Origin of the sequence: Micromonospora sp. NPDC049903 (genome assembly GCF_044460945.1) — a bacterium.
GTDB lineage: Bacteria > Actinomycetota > Actinomycetes > Mycobacteriales > Micromonosporaceae > Micromonospora.
In genome coordinates, this window is record NZ_JBITKL010000001.1 from 975213 (window position 1) to 988148 (window position 12936).

Below are 12936 nucleotides of genomic sequence, written 5' to 3' on the forward strand. Positions count from 1 at the left end.
CAATGACGGACGGGGGCCCGGAGGAGCACGTCCGGCGGGTCCGGCTGCCCGCCGACCGACGTACCCCGGCCGCCGCGCGGGCCGTCGTCCGGTCTGTACTGGCCGAGGCGAACCTGGACGAACTTCTCAACGAGGCGCTCCTGCTCACCACGGAGCTGTCCACCAACGCGGTCGAGCACGCCCGCACCGAACTCGACATCGAGGTCAGCGCGGACTCGTCCGGATTGACCGTGACCGTGTCGGATTTCGCCTCCGGGCCGGTCGACGAGCTGACCGTCGGCGTCCGGAACGTGGCGACCGACATCACCGAGGTCGCCGAGCGCGGGCGGGGCCTGCTGCTGGTCGACCACTTCGCGAGCCGTTGGGGCACCACCTATCTGCCCAGCGGCAAGGGCGTGTGGTTCCGGTTGGAGCGCGACGGGCCACAGCGCGACGGTTCGGAGCCCACCGGCCCGGACGACTTCGCCCCGCCGACCGACCGTTCGGACGGCAATCACACCTCCGTGCCGAGCGCCGGGGCGATGAGCGCCCTGATGCAGCCCACCCCCGACCCGTACGCGGACGATCCGCTGCCGGACTTCGCCACCAGCCTGCTGACCCGGGTGGCGGAGATGGTCGGCGCTGCCGGTGGAGTGGTGCGCCTGGACCGGGGCGACGGGCACGGCCCACAGGTGATCGCCCGGTACGGTCGGCAGCCCCGCCCCGGCAACGACCTGCTCCGGGTGCCGCTGGCGGTGCACCGCCCGTACGCCGGTGAGCTGGAACTCGACGCGGCACCCACCGCGTACGCCCGGCCGTTGGCCCTCCTGACCGCCGAGCGGCTGTCGCTGCACCTGGAGAACGACCGGCTGCGCCGCGCCGACGTCCGGCGGCAGGCGTGGCTGACCTTCCTCGCCGAGGCCAGTGAGCTGCTCGCCCAGTCCCTGGACGTGGAGCTGACCATGGCGCTCGTCCCGCAGCTCGTGGTGCCCCGGCTCGGCCAGTGGTGTGCCGTGCACACCACCGACGAGTGGGGTCGACTCAAGCTGGCCGCGGCCAGTCACGCCGACGAGTCGATGCTGCCGCAGCTGCACGCCACGCTGCGCGAGGCGGGACCGGACTCGGTCCAGGCCCGGCTCCGCGAGGCGAGCCGCAACGGCACCCAGACCCCACTCGGCGCGCCGATGGAGGGCTTCGCCGTGCCGCTGATCGCCCGGGGTCAGCGCCTCGGCACGCTGGCCGTCGGGCGGCACCAGCGGCACCGGCACGATCCGGACGAGATCGCGGTGCTGGAGGACGTGGCCCGGCGCGCCGCCCTGGCGATCGAGAACGCCCGCATCCACGCCGAGCGTCGCCGGGTGGCGCAGACGTTGCAACAGTCGCTGCTGCCGCCGGTGCTGCCGGTGGTGGAGGGCATCGGCTTCGCCGCCGAGTACGTGCCGACCGGCGACGACGCCGAGGTCGGCGGCGACTTCTACGACGTGGTGCCGATGCCGGACGGCCGTTGGCTGGTGGTGATCGGCGACGTCTCCGGCAAGGGAGTGCAGGCCGCGGCGGTCACCGGGCTGGTCCGGGACGTGATCCGGGTGCTGGCCGGGGACGGCAAGCCCCTGCCCGAGGTGCTGTCCCGGCTCAACGAGACGCTTGTCGAGCGGGGCGCCGGGCGGTATTGCACGCTGGCGCTGGCGGCGGTCGGACCGGGCGAGAACGGGCAGCTCGACGTGGGGCTGCACCTCGCCGGCCACGACCGGCCGGTGCTGGTACGCGCGGCGGGCGGCCCGGCCAGTTTCGTCGGCACCGGCGGCACCGCGCTCGGCCTGCTCGACGCGATCACCTCGCCGACCCTGGACATCGCCCTCGACCCGGGCGACTGCCTGGTCTTCTATACCGACGGGGTGACCGAGCGACGCCGGGGCCGGGAGCTGTTCGGCACCGGTCGGCTCCGGGACGCCGCCGCGCCGCTCGCCGGCTACTCGGCGGACGTGGTGGCGGCCCGGCTGCGCGCCACCGCGATCAACTTCTCGGTCGAGGCACCCCGGGACGACATCGCCATCCTGGTCCTGCGCAACGACGCGGTCTGACCGCCGGGGCTCAGAGGCCGCCGGGTAGGCGGCCGGGGGCCAGCCGGTGACCCGGGTCGAGGTGCTGCTTGACGGCGCGCATCCGGGCCACGCCGGTCAGCTCGCCCCATAGGTCGACGGCCCGCCGGACGGCGGGCGGCGCGGAGAGCACCAGGCAGCGACCCCGTCGGGCGAGCAGCACGCTGCGCACCGCGACCAGGATCGACGCCACCCGGTCGGGGGCCATCGTGCCGGGCAGCGCGGCGTGCACCACGCCGAGGCCGGCGGAGCCACGGACCGGCACCGGCGAGCCGGCCGCGTCCCGCAACGCGTAGACGGCGGCGTGCAGGTCGCTGATCGGGACCTCCAGCCGGAGCGCGGTGTCACCGGGGGCGAACGGGTAGCTGCGCCACCAGGACGGTGCGGACCGGGCGACGGTGGCCCGGGAACCGAGCATCGACCGGAGCCGGTCGGCGCGCTCCGCCACGTCCGACGGCCCGCCTTCGAGCAGCACCACCAGCGAGCCGGCCCCCGCCGGGCCGGTCGACGGGCGTCCCGTCATGGACGGGTGGCGCGCCATCGACTCGGCCCGGGGGTCCCTCGGCCGGGGTCCCGCACCGGCCGGCAGGTCCACCTCGATGGCAGCCGGGTCGAGCCGGGCGGCGAGCACCGCCCGGACCAGGTCGTGCACCTCCAGTGGCGTCCACACCGGGCGGGTCACCCAGACCCGGCTGGCCGGCAGGGGCTGCACCCGCAGGGTGGCGCTGACCAGCACGCCGAGCGCGCCCTCCGATCCGCACAGCAGCCGGGCCTGGGCCAGCCCGGCCGCCCCGCCACCGGCCTCCGCCAGCTCGCCGTCGGCGGCCAGGTAACGCAGGCCGACGAGCTGGTCGCAGGCGGTGCCGTGCCGGTGTCGCAACGGACCGGCCTCGTCTGCGGCGAGCACGCCGCCGACCGTGGCGCCGGGTGAGGGCGCGTCCAGCGCGAGCCGCTGACCGGTGCGCTCCAGGCTGGCCTGCACCGCGCGCAGCGGCGTGCCGGCGCCGACCTCGGCGGTGCCCCGATCGGAGGACTGGTGACCGATGCCGGCGAGCCGACCGGTGTCGAGCATGATGTCGACCCGTGCCGGCACGGCACCCCAGTCGATCTTGGTGCCGGCGCCGCGCGCCACCACCGTCAGGTCGTGCCGCGCGGCGAGCCGCAGCACCTCGGCCGCCGCGTGAGCGCCGCCGGGCACCGCGACCCAGCGGGCCGGTCGTCCGGCCACCTCGTCGGCCGGGCCGGCGAACCGGGCGAAGCGTGAGCCGCAGATGTCGGTGAGGCGACGGGCGATGTCGAGGGCACCGGACCCGCCGGTGGAACGCGCTGGCACCATGGCAGCGATCGTACATGTGTTCGAACGACCGAGTGGGGATTTGCGCCGCCCGAGACGCCCGGCCTGCCGGTAACGTGGCGCCCGTGACCACCGAGACCCCCGTACCCGTAGCCAGGCAGGTGCCGAGCGAACGCGTCCACCACGGCGACGTCGTCGTCGACGAGTACGCCTGGCTGGCCACCAAGGACGACCCTGAGACGATCCACTACCTCAAGGCCGAGAACGCCTGGACCGAATCGCGTACGGCGCACCTCGCCGACCTGCGCACGGACCTGTTCGAGGAGATCCGTCGGCGCACCCAGGAGACCGACCTGTCGGTGCCGACCCGCAAGGGCGGGCACTGGTACTACTCCCGGACGGTCGAGGGCAAGCAGTACGGCGTGCACTGCCGCCGTGCGGTCCGCGACGGCGAGACCACGCCGCCGATCAGCCCCGACGGCGCCCCGTTGGACGGCGAGGAGGTGCTGCTCGACGGCAACCTGCTCGCCGAGGGGCACGACTTCTTCTCGCTGGGCGCCTTCGACGTCAGCCCGGACGGCCGCTTCCTGGCCTACTCGACCGACTTCTCCGGCAAGGAACGCTTCACCCTCCGGATCAAGGACCTCGCCACCGGTGAGCTGCTGCCCGACGAGATCCCGGACACCTTCTACGGCACCGCCTGGGCGGCCGACGCCTCGGTGCTGTTCTACGTGACCGTGGACGACGCCTGGCGTCCGCACCGGGTCTGGCGGCACGTGCTCGGCACGGCCGCCGCCGACGACGTGGTGGTGCACTCCGAGGACGACGAGCGGTTCTGGGTCGGGGTCGAGCTGACCCGCTCGGAGCGCTTCATCCTGATCGACATCGCCAGCAAGATCACCAGCGAGGTACGCGTCATCCCGGCCGGCAACCCCACCGGCGAGCCGGCCGTGATCGCCCCCCGCCGGCAGGGCGTCGAGTACTCGGTGGAGCACCACGGGCACCGGTTCCTGATCCTGCACAACGACGGCGCGGAGGACTTCGCGCTGGCGTACACCTCGGCCGACGCGCCGGGCGACTGGGTGCCGCTGATCGCGCACTCCCCCGGCACCCGGCTGGAGTCCGTCGACGCCTTCGCCGACCACCTGGTCGTGACGCTGCGCGCCAACGGGCTGACCGGGTTGCGGGTGCTGCCGGTCGGCGGCGGCGACGGGCACGACATCGAGTTCCCGGAGCCGCTGCACACCGTCGGGCTGGACTCGAACCCGGAGTACCGCACCGGGCGGGTTCGTCTGCGCTACACCTCGCTGGTCACCCCGGACTCGGTGTACGACTACGACCTGGTGACCCGCGAGATGACGCTGCTGCGGCGGCGACCGGTGCTACCCGGCCCGGACGGGCGGGAGTACCGGCCGGAGGACTACGAGCAGCACCGGGACTGGGCGCTGGCCGACGACGGCACCAAGGTGCCGATCTCGCTGGTCTGCCGCCGGGACACCCCGCGTGACGGCTCCGCGCCGTGCGTCATCTACGGGTACGGCTCGTACGAGGCCAGCATGGACCCCTGGTTCTCGGTCGGCCGACTGTCCCTGCTGGACCGTGGGGTGATCTTCGCGGTGGCCCACATCCGGGGCGGCGGCGAGCTGGGCCGGAGCTGGTACGAGCAGGGCAAGCTGCTGGCCAAGAAGAACACCTTCACCGATTTCGTCGCCTGCGCCCGGCACCTGGCCAAGGCGGGCTGGACGTCGTCGGACCGGCTGCTCGCCCGGGGCGGCTCGGCCGGCGGGCTGCTGATGGGCGCGGTGGCCAACCTCGCGCCGGACGCGTTCACCGCGATCGTCGCGCAGGTGCCGTTCGTGGACGCGCTCAGCACGATCCTCGACCCGTCACTGCCGTTGACCGTCACCGAGTGGGAGGAGTGGGGCAACCCGCTCGCCGACCCGGAGGTGTACGCGTACATGAAGTCGTACACCCCGTACGAGAACGTGGCCGACCGCGAGTACCCGGCGATCCTGGCGATGACCAGCCTCAACGACACCCGGGTGCTCTATCACGAGCCGGCCAAGTGGATCGCCCGGCTGCGGGCCGTCGCACCTCAGGGCGAATACCTGCTCAAGACCGAGATGGAGGCGGGCCACGGCGGGCCCAGCGGGCGCTACGACGCCTGGCGCGAGGAGGCGTTCGTCAACGCCTGGACCCTGGACCGACTCGGCCGCGCCTGACCGCCCGCCGGGGCGACACCCGATCCCCCACGGTGCCGGCAGTCCTTGTGCTGCCGGCACCGTGGGGCGGGTCGAGGTGAGCTGGGCCGAGCCTCAGCGGCGTACGGTGACCGACGCGCTGGTGGATCTGCCGTCCGCGTACCCCGTCTTGCGGGCGATCACGGTGACGGTGAGCTTCTTGTTGCGCATCGAGGACGTGAGCTTCAACGTCTTGCCCGTCTTACCCTTGATCACCTTTCCGTTCAGCCGCCACTCGTACCGGTAGGAGTCCACCTTCGGCGACCAGGTGCCGACGGAGGCGGTCACCTTCCGACCGACCTTGGCCGTACCGGTGACCCGGGGCTTCTTCGTCGCCTTGGGTGCCTTGCCCTTGGCGATCGCGACGGTGGACTTCGAGGTGGCCGTGCCGTTCGGGTGACCGGCCCGGACCGCCGTCACGGTGACCGTGAGCTTCTTACCGAGCAGGGTGGCGGGGATGGTGAGCGACGCTCCGGTGGCACCCTTGATCGCGGCGCCGTTCGCCGCCCACTGGTACCGGTACGACGTCGGGCTGGGCGTCCAGGTCCCGGCGCCGGCCTTCACGACGCTGCCCACGGCGACCGTCCCGGTGATCGTCGGCGGCTTCGTCGCCTTCGGCGGGGGCGGAGCGACGATCTGCAGCGTGACCGGCATCGTCACCGAGTACCCGAGCTCGTCGTGCGGGGTCAGCGTCACCGTGGCGGGGCCGGTGGCCGCACCGGCCAGGTCTACGGAGGCCAACATCCGTACACGCTGCCCGTTCAACTGGTGGACCTGCGCCCGCACCGGCTTGCCACCGGCCGGCGTGACCTCGACGACGTCGTCCTTCTGCAGGTCGAAGCCCGTCAGCTCCAGCATGTGCACCTCGCCGGTGACCACCGATTGCGGAACCAGATAGCTGAGGGAGACCGGGCGGTGCGCGATCTGGAACCGGTGTTCGGTGACCGACGAGGTGCTGCCCGTCGCCGTCGTGCTCCAGGCGATCAGCTCGTACTCGCCGACCTCGGGTGGCGTCCAGGACAGGGTCGCCGTCCCGTTCGGGTCGGCCGGGAGGGTGGTCACCGGCCCCCCGTTGATGCGGTAACGGAACGCGGTCGTGCCCGGCATCCCGGCGGTGAAGGTGAAGGAGCCGGGCCACACCCGGCCGACGCCGTTCGCCGGAAACCCGGTCGAGGTGACCCGGGGACGGTTGGAGACCGACCAGAGGATGGTGGCGGCGCTCGTCTGGACACCGGCGGCGTCACGGGCGTAGACGACGATGAAGTGGGTGCCCTTGACGGTGGGCAGGAGCTGGAAGGTGGCGCTGCCGTCGGCTGCGGGCGTCAGGGTCTGGCGGCTCGCCTCGTCGGAGTTGACGGTGACCACGTACTCGACCGGGTTCGCCATCCGGGTCCGAACGGTGAAGGTGGCGGGTTCCACCCAGCCCATCCCGTGGGTTAGCGACACGGTCGGCGTCGCGCCGTCGACGCTGTACCCGATGCGGCGGGACGCGGAGATCGTCCCGTCGGCACTCACACTCTGGACCAGCATGGATCTGATCTCGTGGTGCGCGGCCGTCCAGGTGAGATCCGCGGTCCCGTCCGGGCGCGCGGCCACGCTACCTGCGCCGAGCGTCTGCATCCGTGTGTCGCGCAACTCGTACGTGTAGGACACGACATCCGGCGCCCCCGGCCGCAGGCGTATCGTGCGTGATTCGCCGACCACCAGTTCCGTACCGTCCTCGCCCGGATCGGCGAGCCGTGGGCCGTTGTCCACATCGAACGTGTAGGCCGTTTCGGTCAGTGGGGTACCGTCGGCGATCACGTCCCGGACGTAGAGCGTCTGCCTTCCCGCACGGTCCGGGGTGATCGACGCGCTTCCCTGGCGCGCAGCGACCGGGACGGTGCCGGAGGGACCGTCCTCACCGAGCCGCCAGGCGAATCCCACCGTGTCGGTGCGCCACGAGAGGAAGGTGAACCGGCCTGCCACCCCGACGTTGTAGTCGAGGTTGGGTGGGTTGTGGTAGGCCGGATACGCGGACGAACTCACCGCCGGTGGGCGTGTGCTCTGCTCGGATTGCAGGTTGGTGTCGGCCGCGAGGGCCGGCGCGGACATCGGTACGGCGGCACCGACGGCGCTGAGTGCCGTCACGGTCAGCAGCGCCACGATCCGTCGAATTGAGCGCGAGCGGGTAAGCATTCTGTCCCCCATGGACCGACCGGGTGATCATCACCGGTGGGAGAGTGAGAATGGCAGATGTCATCCCGCCAGGCAAGGCGGAAGTGCCTAGGACGCCGGAAGTGCCTGGCCGCCCGCGTCTCAGGTGGCGCGCAGTTCCTCCATCGCCGTGTTGGCCCGCAGGAACAGCATCCCCAGCCCGACCGTGACCAGCACCGCGAGCAGCGCGCCGCCACCGACCAGGGCGAGCTGTTCGAGCGGTACGTCCGGCGTGCGGATCACGCGTTCGAGTGCGACGAACTCGACGTGGTACGGGCGGGTGGCCGGATCCTGGCACAGCTCCACGGCGGCCCGGCACACCTCCTGGGTGTAGCCGCCGCTGATCACGTCGCCGCTGAACAGCCGCCCGATCCCGTACCCGACGCCGACCGCGAGCAGCACGGCGGGCACCACCGGTGCCAGCACCTGGATGAGGATCGAGGCGCCGATGGTGGCCCGGGGCACCCCGGTGGCCACCAGCGCGGCGTACGCCCGACGGCGGGAGACGATGCCCTCCACCAGCGTGACCAGCAGGCCCGCCGTGGCGATGGCGACCGCCACGAGGACGGCCAGGTCGATCAGGTCCATGGTGTTCAGATAGAAGGACCGATCGTCGCTGACCGGGCCACCGAATCCAGCCGCCTGGTTCTCCTCCCGTTCGATCCGCTGCATGAGCTGGAAGTAGGCCCGGAACCCCGCCGCACCGGCACCGATGAGGACGCTGGCCAGCAGCGCCGCGAAGGTACGGCTGCTGCTCCACGGGTCGTCGGTCAACCGGCGGGCGGCCAGCAGTGTCGCCGGTCCTCGGGCGAGTCGGTGCAGCAGCCGCCCGGCAGCGTACGACAGCCATCCGGTGCCGAGCACCACCCCCATCACGACGGCGAATAGGCCGAGGGTGAACACGATCGCGACCCAGTTCGTGCCGACGCCTTCGAACGCCTTCCGCAGCGGTTCGGCCAACGCGGCCGCCAGCACACCACCGCCGATCAGCAGGGCAGGCCAGGGCTGGGGTGACCGGTTCCGCCCCGCCCGCCGGAACACGCCCAACGGCGTGGTGGTGACCCGGCGCAGCAGCAGCGCGGTGCCCGCCGCCGCGAGCAGCGGCAGCCCCAGCGTCACCGCCGCGATGGCCGGCACCGAGGGCAGGACGTCGGTGGGCAGGGCAAGCTGACCCTGGGCGTCCGGGCGGTGCAGCAGCTCCCGCCCGCCGAGGTACACCGCCAGTCCGACCAGCGTCCCGACCAGAGCGGCGAGGCCGGTCTCCAGCATCGCGACCCGGGTGACCTGGCCGGGAGTCGCGCCGGCAAGCCGTAGGGCGGCCAGGCGGCGGTCCCGTGCCGGGGCACCGAGCCGGGCACTCTGCCCGGCCAGGGCCAGCACGGGTACGGCCAGCAGCAGCAATGCGAAGGCGGTGCCGCCGCGCAGTCCCGGCTCGCGCAGCAGCGCGTTCGCGTACTGCTGCGACTGCTCCCAGTCGTGGCCGGGCGGCTTCTCGATGGCCAGCACGGTCATCGCCGCCAGCCCGGCGAGCGCGGCCAGGGTGGCGCTCAGCGCGGTCAGGACCACCCGGGCGGCGTCGGTGCGGTTGCCGGCCAGGGCCAGCCGGGCCAGCGTCCCCGGTCTCACCGCGCGCCGCCGGTCAGCGGTGCGTCCAGTCCCAGGCCGGTGTGGTCGATCACGCCGTCGCGCATCACGATCTCGCGATCGGCGTACGCGGCGATCCGGGGCTCGTGGGTCACCAGCACCACCGCCGTGCCCTGCTCGCGGGTGAGCCGGACGAGTGCGGTGAGCACCTGCTCGCCGGTGAGCGAGTCCAGCGCCCCGGTCGGCTCGTCGGCGAAGAGCACCCGTGGCTCGGTGACCAGGGCGCGGGCGGTGGCGCAGCGCTGCTGTTGCCCGCCGGACATCTCGCCCGGCCGCACGTCGGCGCAGTCCGCCACGCCCAACCGGTCGAGCCAGGTGAGCGCCGCCGTCCGCGCTGCTCGCCGCCCCGTGCCGGCGAGCAGCAGCGGAAGCGCGACGTTCTCCGCCGCCGTCAGCTCCGGAACGAGCTGACCGAACTGGAACAACACCCCGAACTCGGTACGCCGCAGGCGGGACCGAGCTGCCTCGGACCAGGTGTCGATGCGGTGATCGCGCCAGGTCACCTCACCGGCGTCGGGCCGCAGGATGCCCGCCAGGCAGTGCAGCAGGGTGGACTTGCCGCAGCCGCTCGGCCCGGTCACCGCGACGATCTCGCCCTCGGCGACGTCGAGGGTGAGGCCGCGAAGTGCGGGTGTCGGCCCGTACGACTTGACCAGTGCGCGCGCCTGAAGTTGCGTCACGAGTGCACCTCCCGGTGCCAGTCGGCGACCCGCTCCAGGGTGGTGCGCAGCCAGCGCAGGTCGGCGTCGAGATGGGCGATGGCGTAGTCGGCTGCCACGACGTCGTCGACGGTGGCCTCCGGTGCCGTCTTGAGCGCGGTCAGCTCGCGCAGCCGATCGGTGTGGGCTCGCCGCTGCGCGACGAGGTAACTCCGGGCCCGGTCCGCGTCGGCGTCCAGCAGCGCCACCACCACCTTGGCGAACAGCGCGCTGTTGACGTGCGGCATGGGTGGCTCGACGGTGCCCAACCACTGGTCCAGTGCCGCCCGCCCCTCGTCGGTCAGCGCGTACGCGGTGCGGTCCGGCCCGGCGAGGCGTTCCTGTCCCGCCGGGACCACCAGGCCGTCCCGGAGCAGCCGGTTCAACGTCGCGTAGACCTGCCCGAACGCCAACGGGCGGGCCTGCGGCAACCGCTCGTCGTACGCCCGCTTCAGCTCGTACCCGTGCATGGTGCCGGTGGCGAGCAGCCCGAGCAGGACGTGCGACGTGGACACGAGCCCACTATTCACTCAGCGAATAGCACCCGTCAAGCGGCCCCGCGCGCCGCGCGGAGCGGTCCTCGGGTCGGCTTGCGGATCCAGCCGAGGAAGCGGACGTGGAAGTACATCGGTTCGGGTGGCGCTCCGAGCCGGGTCAGGTCGGCGGTTGCCTCCCGGAGCAGATCGGCCATGTCCAGCGCGAGCAGTCGACCGGGACCGTAGTCGGCCGCGAGTTCGACTCGGGCCTGCGTACACGGCCAGCCGTGCGCGCAGGCGGCACAGAACCAGAGGGGCTTGACGGGGGCGTGCCGTTGCGTCATTCGGGGCTCCTCCCGGGGATGCGACGGGTGGCAAGCCCTCGGCCGCCGGGCTCGGCCTCCAGCAGCCGAGGGGCCTACCCCGATTCCAACCCAACACGCGCCCCCCTGTCAATGTTGGCGCGCCTCTAAAGGCGGACCCACTCATGCGCGATCCTATTGGCAGGCAATCGTGCGCCTACCTTCCTTGGCATGGGCAAGGACCGTGGGCCAGGGCCTCTGGTGGCCGCTGGCGAGATCCTGGCGATGCTCGGCGTGGGGCGATCCCGCTTCCGCCAGATCGCCGCGCATCCGAACTTCCCGCAGCCCTACCAGGTGTTGTCGGTCGGCAAGATCTGGCTACGCGCTGATGTCGAGGAGTACATCCGCCAGTACCGGCAGCCACGTCAGACGGACGACGACGAGCAGGGGTAGATCGCCCCTCAGGAACGTCTCAGCGACGACGGAGGACGACGACGGCGACGTCGTCCTGGATCTCGTGCGGGGCGAGTTCGACGAGCAGGCGCTCACAGAAGCGGTCCAGGTCGTCGTCGACGCGGGACGCACTGACCGACAGGGCGGCCAACCCGTCGTCGATGGTGACGTCCCGCCGTTCGATCAACCCGTCGGTGTAGAAGACCATCGTCGCGCCGGCCGGCAGGACGAACTCCAGGTCCGCCGGGCGGGGCGCGCGTACGCCGAGCAGTGGCGCGGAGTGCTGCACGTACTCGACCTTGCCGTCCTGATTGATCAACGGCGGCAGGTGCCCGGCACTGGCCAGCCGGACGTGTCCGGTGGACGGGTCCAACAGCAGCACGCAGATGGTCGCCAGTTCGTTGGGCAGCAGCGTCCGCATCAACTCGTTGACCCGGTGCAGGATCTCGCCCGGCTGGTGGCCCTCCACCGCGTACGCCCGCACCGCGTGCCGCAGCTCGGCCATCACCGTCGCCGCGTGCAGCGAGTGGCCCGCCACGTCGCCGATGGCCAGCAGCAGGTGGCCGTCGAGCATCACCAGCTCGTAGAAGTCGCCGCCCACCTCGGTCCGGGCGCTGGCCGGCTCGTATCGGACGGCCAGGTCGAGCCCGGCGATCTCGGGGATGCGCCGTGGCAGGAGGCTGCGTTGCAGGGTCACCGCGATGCGGTGCTCCTCGTCGAAGGAGCGCTGCGCCTCCGCCGCCGACGCCACCGCCTGCGCGAGCTGGACCAGCACCGGCGTACGGGCGGTCTGGGTGGCGGTGGGGACCACGACGTAGATCGGCGCGCGGTCCTCGCGCAGCCGGGCGGCGGCCACCGTGACCGTGTCGTCGGTCGGCCAGTCGGCGAGCGCCCAGCCGGCGGGATCCTGCACGGTGACGACGGTGCCGGTCGGTACGCCGGTGTCGTCGACCACCCAGGGCACGATGAGGCCCTCGGCACCGGGACCGGTGGAGACACCGGCCAGGCAGTCACCGTCGAAGGTCTCGGCGATGACCGCGGCCGGGCTCTTGAAGATCTCGGCGGCACCCGTCGCCGCCGACTCCAGCAGCCGGGCGAAGTTCGGCGCGGAGTGCACCGCCAGGGTGGTGTCGGCCAACCCGGTGAGACGTTCGGCGAGCAGTTCGGCCCGTTGTCGCGCCTGGTAGTAGCGCAGTACGGCGTGGGCGGTGGCGACCAGTTCCTCCGGCTCGATCGGCTCCGCCAGGTAGGCGTCCGCGCCCCGGGTCAGCCCCTGGGTGCGGTCGGCGGTGTCGATCGCGTGCGCGGACACGTGGATCACCGGTAGCGCCGGGTGCGCCGACTTGAGCTGCTCGCAGACCTCGAAGCCGCTCATGTCCGGCAGCCGGACGTCGAGCACCACCAGGTCGACCGACTCCACCCCGACGCGGCTCAACGCCTCGCCGCCCGTCTCGGCCTCCAGCACGGTGAAACCGGCCCGGGTCAGCCAGCTCACCAACAGGTAGCGCTTGGTCCGACTGTCGTCGACCACCAGCACTGTCGCGGCGCCGTCCAC

The 12936-nt window shown here is 72.5% G+C and carries 10 protein-coding genes; 3 read left to right on the top strand and 7 right to left on the bottom strand.

Annotated features, from left to right (window positions below; all coding sequences use genetic code 11):
• Positions 1–2 precede the first annotated feature (2 nt).
• Positions 3–2060 carry a SpoIIE family protein phosphatase gene (locus ACIBO1_RS04130; protein WP_396741230.1) on the top strand — a complete coding sequence of 686 codons (2058 nt, stop codon included), beginning with the start codon at positions 3–5 and terminating at the stop codon, positions 2058–2060.
• Positions 2061–2070: 10 nt separating this feature from the next.
• Here the strand turns inward: ACIBO1_RS04130 and ACIBO1_RS04135 are convergent, their stop codons facing one another.
• Positions 2071–3414 carry an FAD-binding oxidoreductase gene (locus tag ACIBO1_RS04135; protein WP_396741232.1) on the bottom strand — a complete coding sequence of 448 codons (1344 nt, stop codon included), beginning with the start codon at positions 3412–3414 and terminating at the stop codon, positions 2071–2073.
• 83 nt (positions 3415–3497) lie between these two features.
• Between ACIBO1_RS04135 and ACIBO1_RS04140 the strand changes: the two genes are divergently transcribed.
• A complete protein-coding gene (locus tag ACIBO1_RS04140) occupies positions 3498–5594 on the top strand; it encodes a S9 family peptidase (protein WP_396741234.1) in 2097 nt (698 codons plus the stop codon).
• Positions 5595–5687: 93 nt separating this feature from the next.
• Here the strand turns inward: ACIBO1_RS04140 and ACIBO1_RS04145 are convergent, their stop codons facing one another.
• The 5 genes from ACIBO1_RS04145 to ACIBO1_RS04165 form a co-directional block, all read right to left on the bottom strand.
• Positions 5688–7790, bottom strand: coding sequence for a hypothetical protein (locus ACIBO1_RS04145; protein WP_396741236.1), 2103 nt, complete (start codon positions 7788–7790; stop codon positions 5688–5690).
• 120 nt (positions 7791–7910) lie between these two features.
• Positions 7911–9434 carry an FtsX-like permease family protein gene (locus ACIBO1_RS04150; RefSeq protein WP_396741238.1) on the bottom strand — a complete coding sequence of 508 codons (1524 nt, stop codon included), beginning with the start codon at positions 9432–9434 and terminating at the stop codon, positions 7911–7913.
• Positions 9431–10132, bottom strand: coding sequence for an ABC transporter ATP-binding protein (locus ACIBO1_RS04155; RefSeq protein WP_396741240.1), 702 nt, complete (start codon positions 10130–10132; stop codon positions 9431–9433). Before ACIBO1_RS04155 ends, ACIBO1_RS04150 begins: the two co-directional genes overlap by 4 nt.
• Entirely contained in the window at positions 10129–10665 is a 537-nt protein-coding gene (locus ACIBO1_RS04160; protein WP_350697485.1) for a PadR family transcriptional regulator, read from the bottom strand. The genes ACIBO1_RS04155 and ACIBO1_RS04160 overlap by 4 nt, the downstream gene beginning before the upstream one ends.
• A gap of 32 nt (positions 10666–10697) precedes the next feature.
• Positions 10698–10970 (bottom strand): flavin reductase, encoded by a 273-nt coding sequence (locus ACIBO1_RS04165; protein WP_396741242.1) that lies wholly within the window; start codon positions 10968–10970, stop codon positions 10698–10700.
• Positions 10971–11159: 189 nt separating this feature from the next.
• Between ACIBO1_RS04165 and ACIBO1_RS04170 the strand changes: the two genes are divergently transcribed.
• Positions 11160–11381 carry a helix-turn-helix transcriptional regulator gene (locus tag ACIBO1_RS04170; protein ID WP_396741244.1) on the top strand — a complete coding sequence of 74 codons (222 nt, stop codon included), beginning with the start codon at positions 11160–11162 and terminating at the stop codon, positions 11379–11381.
• A gap of 19 nt (positions 11382–11400) precedes the next feature.
• Here the strand turns inward: ACIBO1_RS04170 and ACIBO1_RS04175 are convergent, their stop codons facing one another.
• Positions 11401–12936, bottom strand: a complete 1536-nt coding sequence (locus ACIBO1_RS04175; protein ID WP_396741246.1) for a SpoIIE family protein phosphatase — start codon at positions 12934–12936, stop codon at positions 11401–11403.

Bases quoted from the DNA above. Each gene is read 5' to 3' on its own strand.
- ACIBO1_RS04130 (WP_396741230.1), top strand. From the start codon at position 3: ATGACGGACGGGGGCCCGGAGGAGCACGTCCGGCGGGTCCGGCTGCCC.
- ACIBO1_RS04135 (WP_396741232.1), bottom strand. From the start codon at position 3,414: ATGGTGCCAGCGCGTTCCACCGGCGGGTCCGGTGCCCTCGACATCGCC.
- ACIBO1_RS04145 (WP_396741236.1), bottom strand. From the start codon at position 7,790: ATGCTTACCCGCTCGCGCTCAATTCGACGGATCGTGGCGCTGCTGACC.
- ACIBO1_RS04165 (WP_396741242.1), bottom strand. From the start codon at position 10,970: ATGACGCAACGGCACGCCCCCGTCAAGCCCCTCTGGTTCTGTGCCGCC.
- ACIBO1_RS04170 (WP_396741244.1), top strand. From the start codon at position 11,160: ATGGGCAAGGACCGTGGGCCAGGGCCTCTGGTGGCCGCTGGCGAGATC.